18 protein-coding genes are annotated in these 19,892 nt (G+C 70.2%); 16 read left to right on the top strand and 2 right to left on the bottom strand.

The window, feature by feature from the left end:
- The first annotated feature begins 348 nt into the window (after positions 1–348).
- The 7 genes from ACSP50_RS18775 to ACSP50_RS18745 all read left to right on the top strand — a co-directional run bounded on the left by ACSP50_RS18775 (position 349) and on the right by ACSP50_RS18745 (position 10,188).
- Complete coding sequence (locus tag ACSP50_RS18775) at positions 349–969, top strand: hypothetical protein (RefSeq protein WP_043511682.1); 621 nt, start codon at positions 349–351, stop codon at positions 967–969.
- A gap of 114 nt (positions 970–1,083) precedes the next feature.
- Positions 1,084–2,157, top strand: coding sequence for a hypothetical protein (locus ACSP50_RS43410; protein WP_080127908.1), 1,074 nt, complete (start codon positions 1,084–1,086; stop codon positions 2,155–2,157).
- 68 nt (positions 2,158–2,225) lie between these two features.
- On the top strand, positions 2,226–3,746 hold the full coding sequence (locus ACSP50_RS18765) for a GGDEF domain-containing protein (protein ID WP_155123549.1): 1,521 nt from the start codon (positions 2,226–2,228) through the stop codon (positions 3,744–3,746).
- Positions 3,747–3,850: 104 nt separating this feature from the next.
- Positions 3,851–4,309 carry a hypothetical protein gene (locus tag ACSP50_RS18760; protein ID WP_080127907.1) on the top strand — a complete coding sequence of 153 codons (459 nt, stop codon included), beginning with the start codon at positions 3,851–3,853 and terminating at the stop codon, positions 4,307–4,309.
- 131 nt (positions 4,310–4,440) lie between these two features.
- Positions 4,441–6,615 carry a chromosome condensation regulator RCC1 gene (locus ACSP50_RS18755; protein WP_155123548.1) on the top strand — a complete coding sequence of 725 codons (2,175 nt, stop codon included), beginning with the start codon at positions 4,441–4,443 and terminating at the stop codon, positions 6,613–6,615.
- Positions 6,616–7,087: 472 nt separating this feature from the next.
- Positions 7,088–8,518: a glycosyl hydrolase gene (locus ACSP50_RS18750; protein WP_197688159.1), complete on the top strand. Its 1,431-nt coding sequence runs from the start codon at positions 7,088–7,090 to the stop codon at positions 8,516–8,518.
- Between the two features lie 161 nt (positions 8,519–8,679).
- On the top strand, positions 8,680–10,188 hold the full coding sequence (locus ACSP50_RS18745; RefSeq protein WP_014690821.1) for a GGDEF domain-containing protein: 1,509 nt from the start codon (positions 8,680–8,682) through the stop codon (positions 10,186–10,188).
- Between the two features lie 71 nt (positions 10,189–10,259).
- On the opposite strand, the gene ACSP50_RS18740 is transcribed toward ACSP50_RS18745, so the two are convergent.
- Positions 10,260–11,438, bottom strand: a complete 1,179-nt coding sequence (locus tag ACSP50_RS18740; protein WP_014690820.1) for an ROK family transcriptional regulator — start codon at positions 11,436–11,438, stop codon at positions 10,260–10,262.
- Between the two features lie 81 nt (positions 11,439–11,519).
- Between ACSP50_RS18740 and ACSP50_RS18735 the strand changes: the two genes are divergently transcribed.
- The 6 genes from ACSP50_RS18735 to ACSP50_RS18710 all read left to right on the top strand — a co-directional run bounded on the left by ACSP50_RS18735 (position 11,520) and on the right by ACSP50_RS18710 (position 17,273).
- The gene (locus ACSP50_RS18735) at positions 11,520–12,347 is read left to right on the top strand and encodes a LacI family DNA-binding transcriptional regulator (protein WP_014690819.1); all 828 of its coding nucleotides are present in this window, start codon (positions 11,520–11,522) and stop codon (positions 12,345–12,347) included.
- A gap of 189 nt (positions 12,348–12,536) precedes the next feature.
- Positions 12,537–12,719 carry a hypothetical protein gene (locus ACSP50_RS42015; RefSeq protein ID WP_155123546.1) on the top strand — a complete coding sequence of 61 codons (183 nt, stop codon included), beginning with the start codon at positions 12,537–12,539 and terminating at the stop codon, positions 12,717–12,719.
- A gap of 198 nt (positions 12,720–12,917) precedes the next feature.
- Entirely contained in the window at positions 12,918–14,039 is a 1,122-nt protein-coding gene (locus ACSP50_RS18725) for a sensor histidine kinase (protein WP_014690817.1), read from the top strand.
- Complete coding sequence (locus tag ACSP50_RS18720) at positions 14,036–14,686, top strand: response regulator transcription factor (protein WP_014690816.1); 651 nt, start codon at positions 14,036–14,038, stop codon at positions 14,684–14,686. The genes ACSP50_RS18725 and ACSP50_RS18720 overlap by 4 nt, the downstream gene beginning before the upstream one ends.
- Before the next feature lie 143 nt (positions 14,687–14,829).
- Positions 14,830–16,473 carry an aminotransferase class V-fold PLP-dependent enzyme gene (locus tag ACSP50_RS18715; protein ID WP_014690815.1) on the top strand — a complete coding sequence of 548 codons (1,644 nt, stop codon included), beginning with the start codon at positions 14,830–14,832 and terminating at the stop codon, positions 16,471–16,473.
- A gap of 110 nt (positions 16,474–16,583) precedes the next feature.
- Entirely contained in the window at positions 16,584–17,273 is a 690-nt protein-coding gene (locus tag ACSP50_RS18710) for an alpha/beta fold hydrolase (protein ID WP_014690814.1), read from the top strand.
- A gap of 9 nt (positions 17,274–17,282) precedes the next feature.
- On the opposite strand, the gene ACSP50_RS18705 is transcribed toward ACSP50_RS18710, so the two are convergent.
- Positions 17,283–18,038, bottom strand: coding sequence for an ElyC/SanA/YdcF family protein (locus ACSP50_RS18705; RefSeq protein WP_043511678.1), 756 nt, complete (start codon positions 18,036–18,038; stop codon positions 17,283–17,285).
- A gap of 90 nt (positions 18,039–18,128) precedes the next feature.
- Here ACSP50_RS18705 and ACSP50_RS18700 point away from each other — a divergent pair, with 90 nt between their 5' ends.
- Genes ACSP50_RS18700 through ACSP50_RS18690 form a run of 3 tightly spaced genes read left to right on the top strand, consistent with a single transcriptional unit; the run spans position 18,129 to position 19,857 of the window.
- Positions 18,129–18,662, top strand: a complete 534-nt coding sequence (locus tag ACSP50_RS18700; protein ID WP_014690812.1) for a GNAT family N-acetyltransferase — start codon at positions 18,129–18,131, stop codon at positions 18,660–18,662.
- Positions 18,659–19,087 carry a pyridoxal-phosphate dependent enzyme gene (locus ACSP50_RS18695; protein WP_014690811.1) on the top strand — a complete coding sequence of 143 codons (429 nt, stop codon included), beginning with the start codon at positions 18,659–18,661 and terminating at the stop codon, positions 19,085–19,087. Before ACSP50_RS18700 ends, ACSP50_RS18695 begins: the two co-directional genes overlap by 4 nt.
- A gap of 44 nt (positions 19,088–19,131) precedes the next feature.
- Positions 19,132–19,857, top strand: a complete 726-nt coding sequence (locus ACSP50_RS18690) for a hyaluronoglucosaminidase (protein WP_099344112.1) — start codon at positions 19,132–19,134, stop codon at positions 19,855–19,857.
- Positions 19,858–19,892 lie beyond the last annotated feature (35 nt).

The raw sequence follows: 19,892 nt of genomic DNA, 5'->3' as shown, positions 1-19,892 counted from the left end.
GAACAGGCAGGCGACCACCGCGTCCCGGACGTCGGACAGCAGATTGACCGCCCGGAGTCGTCTGCGCTCTCGGGCGCCGGCACGATCGCTGGGCAACGCCGCAGACCACGGACGCTTCAGAGAGACACGCATCTCCTGCCCCTTTGTTCAGGCTCCTCAAGTATCTTCGGCGGCCTCCCCGGCACGCCTGAGCCGACACCGTCGCGCACCGGAATCCTCATCAGGGCTCGGCGCCGACCGATACTCGCGGGCAGCCACACAGGCCGGCGATTCGCGTTCCGGTCTGGTGTTTTTCCCCCGACAGCGAGGACGACCGTGAACTGGACCAGGCGACTACGAGCCCCCGGCGTGACCGCCCCGCTCGCGGTGCGGCCGGAGACATCGCCGGTCGCCGATGTGCGGCCCCGCGCCAAGCTTCCGGCAGCCCTGGTGGCGGGCATGGTGGTGTCCGCCGGGTTGGTGTGGCAGGCGAGCCACGCCTCGCTCGAGGACACGGTCACCAACCAAGGCGACTCGTGGCAGTCCGGCATTGTGGCACTGACCGACGACGACAACGGTGCCGCGTTGTTCACCAGCTTCGGGACCGACCTGGCGCCCGGAACCGGATCGACGAAATGCATCGCGGTGACCTATGCCGGCGACGTCGCGGCCGACGTCCGGCTCTACCTTGCCCGGCTCGACGACCACGGCGAAGAGCTCGACACGTTGCTGACCATGAGGATCGACATCGGGTCCGGCTCGTCCTGCGCGTCGCCGGGCAACTGGACGCAACTGAGCGACACCGACCTTCGTGCCACCGCGAATTCCGCCGGGACCTGGGCTGCCGGATTGACACCCGGCGCGTGGAGCCCATCGGGTGACCAGCCGGAGACGCGTCCCTATCGCTTCATCCCCACCCTCGCCGACGACAACGCCGCCCAGGGCGACCAGGTCGAGCTGGACTTCGTCTGGGAGGCACACAGCACCTGAACGACCGGGTGACCGGCGCTCATTAAGATCAGTGCGGAAAATGCCGACAGGAAGGCTGTGACCCGGCCGGACCGCCCGCCGCACCCTTCGCTTCTGCGGCGAGGGATCGGCGCGGTGCTCGTGGCCGTCATCGCGGTCGCGACCGCCCTGCTGCTCCAGCACAAGCACACCCGGACACCCGCACCGCAGGCCGATCGGGTCCTGGCGTCCATGCCGCTCACCGGAGCCGCACTGACGGCGGGCTCGAATGCCCCGCTGTTCGACGTGCGACGGATGGCGCCGGGACACCGTGTCGAGCGCTGCATCGTCATCGCCGCCGCCTCGGGGGGCTCGGTCGTGCGATTCGGTGCCAGCGGAGTGTCCGGTGCGCTGGCACCGTGGCTGCGGGTGGAGGGCACCATCGGAACGGGGACGTCGCGGGACTGCAGCGATTTCGCGGCCGACGCCACGTCGTTCTACACCGGCTCCATCGCCGCGCTGGGCAGCGCGGGAACGGAGGGCGTACCCACCGGCTGGGTTCCCGGGCATGCCGAGAGCCGCACCTTTCGCATCGCGGTCGAGGTCGCCGACGATGCCCGCGCTGCGGGTTCGTCGGCGCTCGCCACGCTGACCTGGCGATCGCAGGCTCCGGGGGTGACGCCCACGACCGGTCCGGGGACGAGTGCGCCTTCCCTGCCCGGTACTTCCAGCGCGGCCCCGACCACCACACCGCCGACCACCACACCGCCGACCACCACACCGCCGACCACCACACCGCCGACCACCACACCGCCGACCACCACACCGCCGACCACCACACCGCCGACCACCACACCGCCGACCACCACACCGCCGACCACCACACCGCCGACCACCACACCGCCGTCCATCACGGCGCCGGCTGCCGCACGACCATCCGACTCGGCCGTTCCGCCGGCGGGTGGTGGCTTGCCGTCGGGGACGGTGCCCGGTGACTCCATGGCGGCGGCTCCCTGCCCGCCGACGACCGCCGCCCGGGTGGGCGATCTCCTGGCCGGAGTGGCCCGCTTCTCCTGGCTCGCTCTGCTGCTGTTGCTGCTGGTCCTGCTGTTCCTGCTGGTGCAGGACCGGCTGGACCGCGGCGATCCGAAACTCGCGCACGCTCCGCTGTACGGCGAGCCGCACCAGGCCTTCCCGGACAACGGCTCGATCCCGTGGAGGACGCAGTGACGCTCCAGCCTCATCCCTCGCGGTTCGGCTTGCTGCCGTTGGCGGATCGGATCAGATGGTCGACCTCGTTGCGGCTGGGTCTCGCCGCCATGGTGGCCGCGTTCTGGATCTTCCTGCCGGGCCAACGCCGCACCGACGGGAAGGATCTGTTCGCCGTCGCGCTGCTGTGCGCCTGGGCGACCGTGCTCACCGTCGCGGCGCCCCGGGTCGGCCGCAGGATGGCCATCGTGGCGGTCAACATCGCCCTGCTCGTCGACGGGCTCGGCCTGGCGACAGCCCTGCACGCATACGGCGGCGTGAGCGGACCGATCAGCGTCCTGATGGTGCTGCACGTCTGCGGGGTGAGCCTGCTGACATCGTTTCGGTCCGGCGGCAAGGTCGCGGTCTGGCATGCCCTGCTGGTGTTGTGCGTGCTACAGGCGGAGCAGGTCGGGCTACTGACCGTCAAGCAGCCGGCGCCACTACCGATGGCCGGGTACGTCACTTTTGTCGCCCTGCTTGGTGCCGCGGCCTTGGCCACCTCGCTGTACGCCGCGCTCAATGAGCGCGAACTGCGCCGCCGACGGTACGACGCAGAGGTGCTGCGGAGCCTGGCCGTGCATCTGGAAGCCAGCAACGACCTGGGCGAGATCGCCGCGGCGTTGACCCGCCTGGCCGTCGAGGATCTACTCGCCGTCCGCGCATTGGTAGTCATCGAACCCGCCTCGGACGAGGAGGGTCGTGGGCTCCGGTTCGTGGAGAAGGGATGGCCGCCTCTGCCGGCCGCCCTGGACACCGGCAAAACGGCGCATGCTCACGGGTCGCTGCTGGCCGACACTGAAGCGGGCCCCGTGCTCGTCCGCAATCTCGACAAGCAGCGGGATTCCTACGTCGTCAGCCGGCTGCCCGGCGCGGAGCGCCTGGCCGTGCTGCCCATCCCGCTCGGGCCGGCGGGGCGCGGTCACCTGGTCCTGGACATGGGCCGGAGCAAGCGCGTCGAGCACCGGATGATGTCCACCCTGATACAGGCGACCGCGCATGTCGGGCTCGCGCTCACCCGCGCCGGACTCGTCGAGCGGCTGCGGCTGGCCGCCGAAACCGACGGCCTCACCGGCGTCGCCAACCGCAAGTTCTTCGACGCGGCCCTTGCCCAGCACATCGACCACGCCATGCGCACCGGTGAGCCGTTGGCGGTGACGCTGGTCGACCTCGACTTCTTCAAAAAGGTCAACGACACGTACGGGCACCAGACCGGCGACGAAGTCCTGAAAGCCGCGGCCGCCGCACTCAGGAGCACCGCCAGGGAGGGCGATGTGGTGGCCCGTTATGGCGGGGAGGAGTTCGCCGTCATCCTGCCCGGCGTACCGGTCGACGATGTCTGGCAAACGGCCGAGCGATTCCGCAACGCGGTCCGCACCTGTCCGGCTCCTGTCCCCGTCACGTGCAGCATGGGTATCGCCAGCCTTCCTCCTGGCGGGGTGCCGCCCACCGTACTGCTCGAGGCCGCCGATCAGGCGCTCTACCGGGCCAAGGAAGCCGGCCGCAATCGCGTGGAGATCGGCCACTTCACCGACGAATCGCTCGGCACGGCAGTGGGTCGGGGGCATTGATGGGTGCGGCACCGCCTCTGCGACGCCGGCGCCGCACAACCTGCCTGTGGGCGGCCGGGCTGCTGACCGCTGCCGGAATGGTCGTGCAGAGCTCCCGGGCAACGTTGACCAGCACCACCTCGAGCGGCGGTAACAGCCTCTCGGCCGGGACCGTCGCGCTGTCCGACGACGACAGCGCAGGCGCGATGTTCTCTGCCACCGGCATCAAACCCGGTGACAACGGGCAGAGGTGCATCACGGTGACCTACAACGGTACCGTCGCCTCGCTGGTGAAGGTCTATGCCGCCACCTCGATCAGCACTCTCCATCCGTACCTTGACATGGTCATCGAGCAGGGCAACGGTGGCTCCTTCGCGAACTGCGGTGGCTTCACCGGGTCAGCGATTTACACCGGGACGCTCAGTGCGCTGGGGACCAGCTTCGCGGGCGGTGCCGGCACGTGGGCTCCCGCCCTCAGCGGTAGCACGCAGGTCTACCGGATCAGCTGGACTCTCCTGGACAACTACGCCGCCCAGAGCAAAGCGGCCATCCTTGCCTTCACCTGGGAGGCACAGAGCACGTGAACCGCGTGGTACGCCTCTACTCCAGGCGTCCGGTGCCGGCATGCGTACAGAAACGACCGATGCGCATGAAGTGGGCGTTCAGGGCGAGGGTCAGCCTCACCCGCCGACCGGCGTGCCGCATGCTGGCGACGATGACGGCGCTGGTTCTGCTCCTGGCGGTACCAGCGTTCACCTGTCGCCGCGTCCGGGCAGTCTTCTCGGCCACCACAGCCAACTCCTCCTCCTTCACGGCAGCGGCAAACTTCGACGCCGGCCAGATCTGGGCCAACGGCCGGGCACTCGGCAGCCTGGTTCCGGCGCAAGTGGGCACGGCCACCTGGGCTCAACTGACCGACGGCACCTTCCACAACTGCGGCATTCAGACCGACGGGACCCTGTGGTGCTGGGGATCGAACACCAGAGGGCAACTCGGGCAGGGCGACACCACCTACCGGTACGACCCCACCAAGGTCGGTTCAGCCACGTGGACCCAGATCTCGGCCGGCTATGAGCACACCTGCGGCATCCAGACCGGTGGCACCCTGTGGTGCTGGGGTTCCAGCTTGTGGGGTCAGCTCGGCCAAGGCAATCAGACGAACCTCAGCACACCGGCCCAGGTGGGTTCCGCGACCTGGAGCCAGGTCTCCACCGGCGGTTATCACACCTGCGGGATTCAGACCGATGCCTCGCTGTGGTGCTGGGGGTACAACGAGCGGGGCCAGACCGGCAATCCCGCGACCCTGACCGACCGGGACGTGAGTCCGTTCAACGTGACGTCCGTGGCCGGGCCGTGGCGAGCGGTGACCACCGGCTCTGGCCACACCTGCGCCGTGAAGACCGACAACACCCTGTACTGCTTCGGCGACGGCGGCGACGGCCGGCTCGGAAACAACAGCACGGCCAACAGCGTCGCCCTCCAGCAGGTGCCCGGCACGACGTGGCTCACGCCGTACGCCGGGCGTAACCACACCTGTGCCACCAAGACCGACAACACTCTGTCGTGCTGGGGACGCGGCACCTCCGGTCAGCTCGGCGACGGCACGTGGAACACCTCCCTCACCCCGGTCACGGTGGCCGGGGCGGCGACCTGGAAGTCGGCCGGCGGCCGCACCGTCTCCACCTGCGGCCTCAAATCCGACGACACCATCTGGTGCTGGGGCGACAACTTCGCCGGTCAGCTCGGCGCCGGGGACCAGAACGCGCGCAACAGTCCCACCTCGTCAGGTGCCCTCACCTGGGCTTCGCTGGCCTCCGGGTTCGGATCCCAGGGGACGTGCGCGATCCGCAAGACTCTGAACACCCTCTGGTGCTGGGGCTTCACCCATCACCAGTCGAGTACGCCGGTGGCATACCCGGGGACGACCTACACCGCCGTGGCGGCCGGCAACGACTTCGCCTGTTCGGTGCGTACGGACGGGACGTTGTGGTGCTGGGGGCCCAACGACGTCGGCCAGGCGGGATGGAACCTGCCGTACGGATATCCCAAGCAGGTGACCGCCGCGACGACCTGGCGGACAGTGACCGCGGGTGACCGCCATGCCTGCGGCACCCAGACCGACAACACGCTGTGGTGCTGGGGATATGCGTCCTCCGGCCAGACCGGCCAGAACAACACCGCCACGCAGACCGTACCGGTACAGGTCAGCCAGGCACCCGCCACCTCGTGGAGCGCCATCTTGTCGGCCGGCGACAACCACACCTGCGCCATCAAGACCGACAACACCCTGTGGTGCTGGGGGAACAACTCCGCCGGCCAGCTCGGCATGGCGGCGGGAGACACCACGAACCGGCTGGTTCCCGTCAAGATCGGCTCTGCCACCTGGAGCGCGGTCGCCGCGGGCGCCCAGCAAACCTGCGGGATCCAGACCGACGGGTCGCTGTGGTGCTGGGGCAGCGGCGCCAACGGCCGCCTCGGTCAGGGTGACACCACCGGCTATCAAGCGCCGAAACAGGTTGGGACACTCACAACGTGGAGCAGGGTCACGGCCGGCGGCGGCCATGTCTGCGCGATCCAGACCGATGGCACACTGTGGTGCTGGGGCCTGAACAGCTCCGGTCAGCTCGGCGTGGCCGTCGGGGACACCACCGACCGGCCCTCAGTGACCCGGGTCGGGACCGCCACGTCCTGGAAGTCGATCAGTGCCGGGCAGGGACACACGTGCGGCACCCAGACGCTACGCACGGTCTGGTGCTGGGGCCAGAACGGGTACGGCCAGCTGGGACTGGGCGACACCATCAACCGGACCGTGCCCACCCAACTGGCGGGGATCAAACGCCGGCCGATCACGTCAGGCTCGGCGGCGAACACCACCTACGCGATCGAATGAGCCGGCCTTCGCGCGACCGCCGGGCTAAGCGGGTCTCGCGCTCCGAACGGCATCTTGCCGCACTTTGCTGTCCGCGGCGTCGGCTGGAGTGCTAGTAATTTTCGACTTTTGCCCGAGTTGTGGCAGCAGGAACGACGCGGTCAACTTCAGGTCTTCCATCGGCGTCAGCCGCCCCGAGGAGAACCTCCATGTCGTCACCACTCGGCTCACGCCCGGCCGCCATCACCCTGTCCCGGCCCCGACGTACGGACTTGGCAAAACCTTAAATTAATAATCTTAGCCTTGACGTGTACACATGTAGCTTCCATGCTGGCTGCGTCCTACCGGAAAGACCCCTCCCCCCGCACGCCGGCGGATCGCCGCGACGATGTCCCCGTGGGTGGACGTCCGTTGCCACGCCACCCCCTCCGGCCCGCTCTCATGGAGTCCTCCCTTGACGAGAAAGACCCGTTCTCGCCGCGTCATCGCGGCCGTGACGTTCGCTGCTGCGGCGGCGGTGCTGGGCACCGTGATGCTCCGTCTACCAGGAACAGCGAGCGCGTTCTCCGTGACGTCGAAGGCCACGGTGATCAGCTACCTGCAGTCGATCACCGGGAAGAACATCATCTCCGGGCAGCACAACAAGGAACCAGCCAGCAGCCCGACCCAGTACACCCAGCAGGCTCGCGCCGCGTCCGGGCAGTTCCCTGGCCTGTGGGGCGGCGACATGATGTTCAATCCCGCGGACGTCGCCAACCGGCAGACCGTGATCAATGAGGCGAAGACCCAGTGGGCGGCCGGTTCGATCGTCGCTTTGACCTGGCACGCCTGCTCCCCGACCGTCGCCGCCACCTGCGCCTTCGACGGCGGGGTGAAGACCAGCATCACCAATGCGCAGTTCACCGAGATCGTCACCCCCGGCACCACCCTGTACAACACGTGGCGCAGCCGGATGGCTGCCGTCGTCCCGTTCCTCAAGCAGCTCAAGGACGCCGGCATCCCGGTGCTGTGGCGACCGTTCCACGAGATGAACGAGACCTGGAACTGGTGGGGCGGACGGCCGGGCGCGAACGGCGGCGCCAAGATCTACCAGCAGATGCACGAGTACTTCGACAGCCAGGGCCTGGACAACCTGATCTACGTGTGGAACGTGCAGGACAATCCGACGGCCAACTGGGCTCAGTACTATCCCGGCAGCAACTATGCCGATGTGGTGTCCCTCGACGCCTGGTACAAGAATTATCCATCGGCGGCCGACTACGCGCAGATCCAGTCGATCGCGGGTACGAAGCCGATCGCGATCGCCGAGATGGGCAAGGTGCCCACCGCGGCCTTCCTGACCAGCCAGCCCAAGTGGGCCTACTTCATGATCTGGTCCGAGCAGCTACTGGGCAGTAATACCACCGCCGAGATCCAGAGCGCCTACGCGAACGCCCGCGTCCTCAACCGCGGCCAGATCACCATCGGATCCGGTGGCGGCACCGCCGCCCCGGCCACCACCGCCCCGAACACCGCGCCTGCGGCCGCGGGCGCCACCGGCAAGATCCGCGGCGTGCCCAGCAAAAAGTGCGTCGATGTCACTGCGGCCGGCACCGCGAACGGCACCGCCGTGCAGCTCTACACCTGCGACACCGGCGGAAGCGCCCAGGCGTGGACCCGGGCCGCCGACGGCACCGTGCGGGCTCTCGGCAAATGCCTCGATATCACCGGCGGTGTCAACGCCGACGGGACCCGGCTGCAGATCTGGGACTGCACCGCAAACAATCCCAACCAGCAATGGCGGTACAACGCCACCGCGCAGACCTTGGTGAACCCGGCGACCGGAAAGTGTGCCGACGCCGTCGCGGAAGCCATCGCCAACGGGACCCGGCTGCAGATCTGGACCTGCAACGGCAAGGCCAACCAACGCTGGGCCATGAGCTAGACAACGGCCCAGGAGATCCTGCCCGGGGCGGGATCGACGCGGTAACCGAGCGTCGATGCCGCCCCGGACCTGTTCGCCGGCGCCAGTCGCCGATCCTCAGGTCCGCCCGTGCCCAACCGATGAGAAAGCATCGTCAGCCGTGCCGGGTTCGAGGAGAACGAATGATCGCGACAAGCCTGGCCATGATGAGGCATCGCTGGTCGCGGTCGGGCCTGCTTCCCAAAGTCCGCGGCCTGTTCCTGATCAATCTGCTGGTCAGCGTGGTGACCACCGTGCAGCAACTCGCCTTCGTCAGCACCACCAACGGATTGATCCGTACGGCATCCGGCATGAGCATGCTCTGGCTGGGCGCCTCGGCCGTGTACGGCTGGCGCCGGCAGCGGCTGTCCGCCGTCACCGAGCCACTCGAATGGCTCGTGGTGTTGTTCGCGGGCATCGCCATCGGCCGCGTCAATCCGGCGCTTGCCTCGTTCTACGCCGTGCTGGTGTTCCGTCCGCTGTACGGCACCCGGTCCAGCGCGGTGACTCGCCCGCTGATGGCGGTCGCCGTGCTGGCGATGCTGCCGGTCGTCGTCGCCGCGACGGGTGGCGTGAGCGAGCTGGACACGCTGGTCCAGATCCCCGGCGTCGTCATCATCGCTACCGTCACCTTCCTGCTGGGCAACGCGCTCGCCGGTCAGCAGCGTGCCGAAGCCCGGCAGCAGGCGCTGATCCGTACCGGAACGGCCCTGAACGCCCTGGACAAGCGTGAGTCCGTCCATGCCGAGGCGGTAGCGGCCGGACTCGCCCTGCTCGGCGACAGCCCTGGCTACTGCGCGATCGTCGTGTGCCACGACGGGACACCGCGGGTCGCGGCATTCCAGGGCACCACCCGGGAATCCCTTCCCGGCACCTCCGTCCTGTCGTCCGACGACACCCTGCGGGCGGCTTTCGCCGATCAGCCTGACTCCGCGACCGATCAGCGGGTCGGCTCGGTGAACGACGAGCTGCTGCTGCCACTGCACGGTAAACGCGGGATCAGCGGCCTGCTCGTGGTGGGCGCGGCGCGCGGCGTCCGCAAGGAGGCTCGCGCCGACCTGAGCACGCTCGTCAACCAGGTCGTCTCCAGCCTCGACGCGGCGCAACTCACCGCCGAACTGGTGCAGCGAGCCAGCTATGACGCGCTGACCGGACTGGCGAATCGCGCCCTGCTGCACAGCCGGCTCGACGCGGCCGTCGCCGCGACCGGCCCGGACCGCCCTCAGGCCGCCGTGCTGCTCATCGACATGGATGGCTTCAAACAGGTCAACGACACGCTCGGCCACCATGTCGGCGACGGCTTGCTGATCGGGGTCGGTGACCGGCTGCGCCGCGTCGTCCGGGACGTCGACACCGCGGGGCGACTCGGCGGTGACGAGTTCGCGGTCGTCCTTGCTGGTGTCACCGGCGCTGAGGAGGCTGTCGCGGTCGCGGAGCGCCTGCTGCACACCCTCGATGAGCCGTTCGAGGTGGCCGGCCACCTCGTGGTGGCCCGCATGAGTATCGGTATCGCGCTGGCCGGCGGCTCGCGCCAGGTCGACGGCGCGGATTTGTTGCGCGACGCCGATGCCGCGATGTACACGGCGAAGCGCCGTCAGACCAGCAGCTGGCAACTGGCTGACGAGCGGAGCCCGCACGCCGCGTTGACCTGAGAAGGATCCGCGGGCGCCGGGGACGACGGGACAGCGCCGACGTCTCCCGCCGGGTGGATGCCCGGCCGGGCTCAGGCGTCGTTCGTGGCGGGCAGGCCGGCGGTGTGCCCGGGCGCGATCGACGCCTGCACGACCAGCGCCGCCGCGCCGATGCCGGCCGCATCGCGGGGCTGCGCCGACAACTCGACGACGACCTCGTGGCGGTGCCGGGCATGGGCGGTGCGGGCCAGCGTTTCCCGCAACCGCCGGGCGTAGATCGAACCGGCGATCGCCATGCCCGGCCCGGTCAGCACGACCCGGCCCAGGTCGAGCAGATTGACCATGGAGGTGACCGCCACGCTCAGGTAGCCGGCCGCCTGGTCCACCACAGCGAACGCATCGGGGTCGCCGCTGACGGCGGCGCGCGCGATCGCGTCGTACGCACCGAAGACGCTCTGTTGCTCCAGCGCCAGGCCGGCGGCACGGGCCGCGTCCACGGTCGCCACCATCGACGCATAGCGCTCAACACAGCCACGGTTGCCGCACGGGCAGGGCAGCCCGTCGTACGCAATCGACATGTGTCCGAGCTCGCCGGCATCGAAGCTCGCGCCGCGGTGCAGAGCGCCGCCGAAGACCAGGCCGGCGCCGATCCCGGACGACAGGTAGACGCTGCCGAACGCCTGCTCTCGCGACACCCGCCGGCTCCAGAACTCGCCCAGCGCCGCGGCCGCCGCATCGTTCTCCACCAGCACCGGTATACCGAGCCGCTCAGCCAGAACGGCGCGCACCTCGGTCCACGGCGGGACGGTGGCCTCGTCGCCGGGACGGACGGCAGGCGTCACGATCGCCAGGCCCTCGATCCGGTCACGGGCCAGGTCCAGATCGGCCATGAAGTCGTCGAACCGCTCGGTCAGCTGCTCCGGCAGGTCCGCACCGTCGAACGGAACCACCTCGCGGCCCACCACCCCGCCGGTCAGATCGATGGCCACACACGTCAGCGTGTCCGGTCCAAGTTGAAAGCCGATCCCGAACCGGCTGGCTGCGGTGATCGCCAGCAGTCTGCGAGGCTTGCCGCGCGCCGAATCGGCCGAGCCGGTCTCGTGAATGACACCGTCCCCGATCAGGTCGCGCACTATGTTGGAGATCGACGGCTGGGTGAGACCGGTTCGCTCCGCCAACTCCACCCGGCTGATCGACACCGCCGACCGGACCACGTCCACGATCAGCGCGCGGCTGCCCGGCCCGGCAACGGAGGTTTCTCGACGTGCCATGACGTAAGGATTCTCCGTTTCGCGTGCCACCGGTTGTCAGGCGATACCGTACCTGTCGGCGAAACGAGTGCGGAGGAATCGGTGACGCAGGCACAACGGCGGGTCGGACTGGTTCTCGCACGAGCCTCCCGGGTGCTCGGCGAGGAACCCTACTACCACGAATTCATCGAGGGACTGGAGCGCGTCCTCACCCCCGCCGGCGTCTCCGTGCTGGTCAAGGTCGTCACTGGTCGGCCGGCAGAGAACGACACCTACGACCGCTGGGCCGAGCGGGGCCGGGTCGACGGCGTCATCCTGGTCGACCTCGCGCCCGACGACGAGCGGGTCACGCTGGTACGGCGGCTGAACCTGCCCGCGGTGGTGCTCGGCGACCCGTCGACCGCATCCGGGATGTCGACGGTGTGGACTGACGACGCCGGCTACGCCCGCGAGGTGGTCCGCTTCCTCGCCGAGGGCGGGCACCGGGTGATCGGGCACATCAGCGGGCCGCTCATCTTCGCCCACAGCCAGCTGCGCCGGCAGGGGGCGCAGGCCGAGGCCGCGGAGTTGGGCGTCACACTGGCACAGGCCGACGGCGACTATTCGTACGAGTCGGGCCGCGCCGCGATCGCCGAACTCCTCGCCGGGAAGCCCACCGCGGTGTTCTGCGACAACGACCTGATGGCTCTGGCCGTGCTCGACGCGCTTCGGGAACGCGAGATCGCCGTTCCCGCGGACATGTCAGTGGTCGCTTGGGACGACTCCGCGCTGTGCCAGCTCGCCACTCCAGCCCTGTCCGCGATGAGCCACGACGTCGTCCGGGTCGGCGAAATCGCCGCAAACGCCATGCTCGACGCGATCACCGGCAAACCACCGACGGTCTACCAGGTGCCGTACGCCCACATCGTGGTGCGCGACAGCACGAACTGAGCCGGCTCTCGACGCCTCATCACGCTCTCCTGGGTCGAAGCGAACCTGACCCACCCCGATCGCCTGCTCCCGGTAGCCGATCAACTCGTCGACGTTGTCAACGTCCTGGAAGACGGAGTCAGCGTCCAGGATCAGCAGCACGATCGCGCCTTCAGGGTGGGCGCCGACCCAGTAGCGGGTGACGAAGACATGGCCTTCGCCCTCGTCGGCGTCCGCACCGTCGAGCTGCTCCAGGAGGCGGTCCAGCAGCGATCCGACGCCTTCGGTTTGCAGCGGGTCGAGGTGTGTTGCTTCCGGGGCGGGTTCAGCCCCTTCTGCGGCGGCGCTCGCGCCGTAGTGGCGCGGCATGTCGGCCGACGACCAGCCGAGTAGGAGCATCAGGTCACCGGTGTTGCCGCCGGCCCGGTGCCACTCGTGGGCATAGTTGTGCCGCCACCGGTGCGCGTGCACATGCGCTGGTCGATGCGACAGCGTTCCTGATCCCCCGGAACAAGGGGGCGTCGGGGTCGGACAAAAGGCTTACGTCCGCGGGCTGATGTCCGGGCGATCTCAGCTCCCTACGATCGGGCCATGACTCGCTGGGCCTACAGGGCGCTGGACGGGGCCGTGATCGTCGCGTACCCCCTCCTCATGGTCGTCGCCGTCCGAAGCGTGCAGGTCAACGACGACGGATTGCGCGTGCTCTGGCCGGCGGTCGTCACCCTGCTGCCCGCCGTCCTGGTCGGACGCCGGCCGGTGACCGCGCTGCTGCTCATCCTGGTCGGCACGGTGTTCGGATTCACGGTGATCGGGGCCGGCGACTCGGCTTTCGGGCTGCGGCTCATCACCGCGTTCGGCGTCGGGGCGGTGGCGGCCGCACGCCGCACCCGGGTGGGCGTCGCTGCCGCGGCCGTGGCATGGGTCGCTCTGGTCGGTGGCGAGATGTCCGGGTGGATGATCGCCACCGGCGAACCGGTCATGGAACGGGTCCAGGACGCACTCAGCGCCGCACTGCTCACCTTCGACGCGCTGCTGGTGGCCGTCGGACTGACCGTCGGGCTGCTGCTGCGGCAGCGACGCGAACATGCCGGGGCGATCCGGGCGCGGGCCGCCGAGCAGGCCATCACCGAGGAGCGGCTGCGGATCGCCAGGGAGCTGCACGACTCGGTGGCCCACCGGGTCGGGGTGATCGCGCTGCAGGCGGGCGCCGCCAACCGGGTGTTCGAGACACAGCCGGCGCGGGCCCGGCAGGCGATCGGGGTGGTGGAGAATTCCAGCCGGGAGGCCCTGGCCGAGCTGCGCCGGATGGTGGGCGGTCTGCGGTCCGCGGACGGTGCGATGCCGGGCGCCGGGCTCGCCGGCCTGCCCGACCTGGTCGCCGCCACCGCCGAGGCGGGCGTGCAGGTGGAGGTGCTGTGGCTGCCGACCGACCTGCCGGCCGACATCGACCGGTCGGCGTTCCGGATCGTCCAGGAGGCGGTGACCAACGTGGTGCGGCACGCCGGGGTGCAGGCCTGCCGGGTCACCATCGAGCAGGATGCGGAGATGCTGACCATCGAGGTGACCGACGAGGGCCGCGGCGGGACCGGCGTGCCCGGGCACGGGCTGGCCGGGATGCGGGAACGGGTGTCGCTGCTGCACGGCGAGTTCGAGGCCGGGCCGCGTCCGGAGGGCGGTTTCCGGGTCTTCGCCCGGCTGCCGGTGGCGGCATGACGGTCCGGGTCCTGCTCGTCGACGACCAGCCGCTGATCCGGGCGGCCCTGCAGATGGTGATCAGCGAGGCGCCCGACCTGGAGGTCGTCGGCGAGGCCGGCAACGGCGGCGAGGCGGTCCGGCTGGCGGCCGAACTCCGTCCCGACCTCGTCGTCATGGACCTGCGGATGCCCGGCATGGACGGCATCGAGGCGACCCGCCGGATCGCCGGGCAGACCCGGGTGCTGGTGCTGACCACCTTCGACGACGACGAGAACGTGCACCGCGCCCTGCGCGCCGGGGCCAGCGGCTTCCTGGTCAAGGACATGGCGCTGGACGACATCCTGGACGCGGTGCGGGTGGTCGCGGCCGGCGACGCGCTGCTCGCCCCCGGCGTCACCCGCCGCCTGCTGCAGGAGTTCGCCCGCCGCCCGGCCGTCGCGGCGCCCCGCGCCCCGGAGGGTCTGACCGACCGCGAGGTGGAGGTGCTGGCGGAGGTGGGCCGGGGACGCTCCAACCCGGAGATCGCCGCCGACCTGCACATCACGGTGGCGACGGTGAAGACCTACGTCTCCCGGCTGCTGGCCAAGCTGGGCGCCCGTGACCGCATCCAGCTGGTCATCATCGCCTACGACGCCGGCCTGGTCACCGCCCGCGACGCCGCCTGACCCGGACCGCCGTCGCCCGACCCGCGGCATGCCGCGAAACGACCGTTCGAGGCAGGCTGCGGCCGGTTCAGGGCGCGGAGTCCGATTCGTTTCGCGCCGGATCGTGGATGGTGTTCATGTTTGCCGGCCGGGAGGATCTTGGCATGGACGTAGCCATCTTGCAGCGGATCCGCCAGGGCCTGATCGGCGCCGGCGTGATTCTCGACGGGCCGTACGGGCCGCGGCGTACCACGCATGCGGACTACACGGCCTCCGGCCAGGCGCTCGATTTCATCGAGGATTTCATCCGGTTCCGGGTGCTGCCGAAATACGCGAACACCCACACCGAGGCGTCGGCGACCGGCGCGCAGACCGGGTGTCTACGGGAGGAGGCCCGGGCGCTGGTGCACCGCAGCGTCGGCGGCGGGCCGGACGACGTGGTGCTCTTCTGCGGATCGGGGGCGACCGCGGCGGTCAACAAACTCGTCGGACTGCTCGGCCTGCGCATTCCGGAGAACCTCGATGAGGTGTACGGGCTGTCGCCGCTGATCCCGCGGGCCGAGCGGCCGGTGGTGTTCGTCGGGCCGTACGAGCACCATTCCAACGAGCTGCCGTGGCGCGAGTCGATCGCCGAGGTGGTGCCGATCGGCGCCGACGCGACCGGGCACGTCGACCTCGCCCAGCTGCGGGCGGCCCTGGAACGCCACGCCGACCGCCCGCTGCGGATCGGCAGTTTCTCGGCGGCGTCGAACGTGACCGGCATCCTGACCGACGTGTCCGCGGTGTCCGCCCTGCTGCACGAGCACGGCGCGCTGGCGGTGTGGGATTACGCGGCGGCCGGGCCGTACGTGCCGATCAGCATGGCCGACAAGGACGCGGTGTTCCTGTCGCCGCACAAGTTCGCCGGCGGCCCGCAGACCCCGGGCGTGCTGGTGGTCCGGCGGCAGCTGATGACGAACCGGGTGCCGGTCGTGCCCGGTGGCGGGACCGTCGCGTTCGTCGACCCGACCGGCCACAAGTATCTCGACGACCCGGTCGCCCGGGAGGAGGGCGGCACCCCGGCGATCGTCGAGTCGATCCGGGCCGGTCTGGTCTTCAAACTCAAGGACGAGGTGGGTGCCGAGGTGATCGGTGCCCGGGAGCACGAGCTGTGGCAGCGGCTGCTGCGGCGCTGGGCCGGCGTGCCCGGCATCGAGATCCTCGGCGATCTGCGCGCCGACCGGCTGCCGATCGTGTCGTTCCAGATCCGGGCCGGCGACCGCTACCTGCACCACAACTTCGTGGTGGCGCTGCTCAACGACCTGTTCGGCATCCAGGTCCGGGGTGGCTGCTCGTGCGCCGGCCCGTACGGGCACCGCCTGCTCGGCATCGACGACGCGCACTCGCGGGAGTTCCAGACCGAGATCGCGGCCGGCTGGGAGGGCATCAAACCGGGCTGGGCCCGGCTGAACCTGGGCTACTTCATCTCGGACGCGGTCGCCGACTATCTGATGGAAGCGGTCGCCCTGATCGCCACCCACGGCGACCGGATGCTCGCCGACTACCGCTTCGACCCGCGTACCGCCAAATGGTCGCATGTGAATGCGGCGCAGCCGCGGGTGCATCTGAGTGACCTGCGGCTGGGCGACGAGATCCCGGGTCCGGCGCCGACTCTCGGCGAGGAGGTGCTGCCGTCGCACCTGGCGCAGGCCCGGTCCCTGATGGAGTCCCGCCCGGCGGCCGTCGACGGCGACGGGCACGGCCTGCCGCCCAGCTTCGAGAAGCTGCGCTGGTTCCTGCTGCCCGCGGCATGCCTGGCACAGCACTGAGCTCGGCCGGCCGGATCCCGCTGTTCCGGGGGATCCGGCCGGAGCCGACGGATCAGTGCGGGTAGGCAGGTCGCTGAGCGGATCGCGCCACCGGCGGGCACAATCGGGCGATGGATCTACTGCTGCTGCACGGGCTGGGTGCGACCGGCGAGGTCTGGTCGGGGTGGGATCCGGTGCTGCGGGATCGGTGGCCCGGCCGCTGGCAAGCCCCGGACCTGCCCGGCCACGGTGCCGCGGCGGAGTTGGACGAGTACACGTTCGACGCGCTCGCCGAGGCGCTGCTCCCGCTCGTCGACCCGGCCGGACAGACCGTGGTGCTGGGACATTCGCTGGGCGGGGTGGTCGCGCTGGCGCTGGCCGCCCGGGTGCCGGTGGCCGCGGTCGTCGGGCTGGGCATCAAGGTGGAGTGGACCGACGAGGAACTCGCCCGGGCCCGGGGGCTGGCCGGGCGGCCGGTCGCCTGGTTCGACACCCGGGAGGAGGCGCTCGCCCGGCACCTGCGGGTGTCCGGCCTGGCCGGGCTGGTCGCCGACGATCCGGGCGGGATCCGTGCCGACGGCGGCCGGTGGCGCCCGGCCCTGGATCCGCGTGCCTTCGGCGTCGGCGCGCCCGACATGGCCGGGTTGCTCAGCCGCTCCTCCGGGCCGGTCCTGCTGGCCCGCGGCGAGCACGATCCGATGAGCACCGGCGAGCAGCTGGCCAAGCTGGGCGTGCCGGTGGCGACACTGCCCGGGCTGGGCCACAACGCCCACGTGGAGAACCCCGCACAATGCTTCAGCCTGCTGGCGGCGTACCACTGAATCGGCCGGTCAGGCCCACCGCTGATCGGCGACCCGGGGCGCCGCCACCCCGGCCTCCCGCAGAGCCGCGAACGCCCGGGTGACCTCGTCCGGCACGTCGACGTGGGCGATGAACCCGCGCCCGGCCGGGCCGTATTCGGCGAACCGCGGGATCTCCCCCATCAGCAGCGCGACGTACCGGTCCACCGGCCACATCCCGGCCGGCGGCGACCGGAACCCGAACTCACCGTCGATCAGGTCGACCGTCGTCCGGTGCGCGGCGAAGTTCACGATCTGCGCGCCGGGCGCGTGCCGGCGGAACCCGGCGTCCATCCGCCGCTGCATCGACGCGTCCTGGACGAGCAGGATCCGCCGGTGCGGGACACCGCGGGCGGCCAGCAGTGCCAGCGCGTTGCGCACGTTGCTGCCGCAATTGGTCGACTCGTGCTCCAACAGGTCGGCGTGAACGCCGTACCGCCGCCGGAGATAACGATCGAACAGGCCGGCCTCGCTCAGCGCCGGCACGTCATCCCCACCCAGGTGGGAGCGCATCGCCGCGCGCAGCACGTCGGAGGAGTGGCCCTCCCCGCCGACGATCATGAAATGGTCGGCGACCCGGTCGGTGATCGCTCGCGCGAACAGGTCGCCGCCGGCGAGGATGCTGCCACCGAACAGGATCGCGACATCCACCGGCCCGAGCGCCTCGCGGCTGAGCACACCGACATCGCGCACCGCGCAGAAGTCGGCGAGGGTGGTGAGGTGCGCGACGTCGCGCGGGCTCGGCATCAGCCCAGTGTGCCCCTCCCGCATCCGCCCGGGGCGCCGGCCGCGCCGCCACGTACCTCAGGCGTTCTCCGGGTCGGCGAGAATGACGCCATGCCCACCATCGAGACCGCCCGGCTCACCCTGCGCGAGTGGCGCGACGAGGACCTCGACCCGCTCGCCGCGATGAACGCCGACCCGGAGGTGATGCGCTACATCCTCGACGGCGAGGTCCGCGACCGTGACCAGAGCGCCGCGGGCCTGCAGAAGATGATCCGCGACTGGCGGCAGCAGGGTTTCGGCCTGTTCGCCGTCCAGGTCCGGGACACCGGCGCGCTGATCGGCTGGGCCGGGCTCGCCGTGCCGACCTTCCTCCCCGAGGTCCTGCCCGCGGTCGAGATCGGCTGGCGGCTGTCCCGCGCCGCGTGGGGGCACGGCTTCGCCACCGAGGCCGCCACCGCCGCCCTGCGGTTCGGCTTCGACACGATCGGCCTGGACCGGCTGATCAGCATCCGCCACGTCGAGAACGTCCGCTCCGCTCGGGTGATGGCCAAGCTCGGCCTGCTCCAGGAGTTCGAGACGGTCATCCCGGGCTTCGACCAACCGGTCGCGGTCCACGCCCGGTCCGCTGTGCCGCGCCTGGGATGAGCGCCGTGCTGTCCCCCTTCCCGGCCCAGGTTGGTGCCGGAGCAGACGACGGGCTGCCCCGGCTGCTCGTCGGGCAGCCCGAGCGCTGGGCCACCATCGCCGACACCGTCAACGGCGTCGACCGGGCCGGACGCGGTGAGCGGGTGCCGACCGTCGCTGAAGGGGCGGCCATCGCCAGCCCCGTACGGCTGCCGGAGGCCGTCGAGGCCCTGCGTCGCTGTGGCGGCGCGGCAGTCGCCGTTGCCGAGGAACAGATTCACGGTGCGGTCCGCGCCTTGGCTACCCGCGGCCTGTACGCCGAACCGACCAGTGCCGTCGCGGCGGCCGCACTCGACCACTTCATCGCTGACGGCACCATCACTCCTGATCAGACGACTGTGGTCGTGCTCACCGGCTCGGGGCTGAAGTCGGCCGACAAGAGGTAAAGTGCACGGGCATCGACCAGGATGACGGGGGAACATCTATGGCCATGGCACGCAGGCTGTTCTTGGGAAGCTTCACCGCCGGGGCGGTAACGGTCGCACTGGGTGAGTCCACCCCAGCCGCTGCCGAGACGACCACCACGACGTTTCCGGGACCGGTGGTCGCGCAACGCTTCAGCACGGACTCGACGATCGAGTCTGCATATTTCAAGACCACGTCGGTGACCGACAACGCGGTGACCGTCTATCAGGCCGCCGCCTCGGGCAGAGGCGTGGCGTTGAACGTCGTCTCCGACAATCCCGAGAACTCGGCCATGTATCTGGAGGGCACGGAGACCGGCCGCGGGACGCTCAAGATCACCCATCAGGGCTACGACGACGGCTCGGATCGCAGCGCCGCCGCGCTCTCGATCGACCTGCGGACGGCGGGGACCGCCGCGCAGGGCATCTACCTGACGGCGACGAACGGGCCGACGACGGGCAGCCTGATCGCACTGCGCAACAACCCCGGCCGGGATGACTTCATCGTCACCGGTGCCGGACGGATCGGTATCGGGGTCAACCGGGGTGACACACCGCGCGGACAGGTGCACATCGTCCAGCAGCCGGGAGTCCCCGCAGGAGTGTTGATCGAGGGCGTGGTGCGGATCGCCAACACCGCCACCGTGCCCACCTCTGCCGACTCGTCCGGTGGGGGAAATCTGTATGCGGTGAACGGGGCGCTGATGTGGCGGAGTGCCAACGGCAAGGTCACGCAGATCGCCTCGGCTTGAGCGGTCCCGAGGCGGATCTCGGCTTAAGCGGTCCC

This window comes from Actinoplanes sp. SE50/110 (assembly GCF_900119315.1).
GTDB lineage: Bacteria > Actinomycetota > Actinomycetes > Mycobacteriales > Micromonosporaceae > Actinoplanes.
The sequence above is the reverse complement of the archived record's forward strand: the minus strand, read 5'-3'. Positions and strand labels throughout refer to the sequence as shown.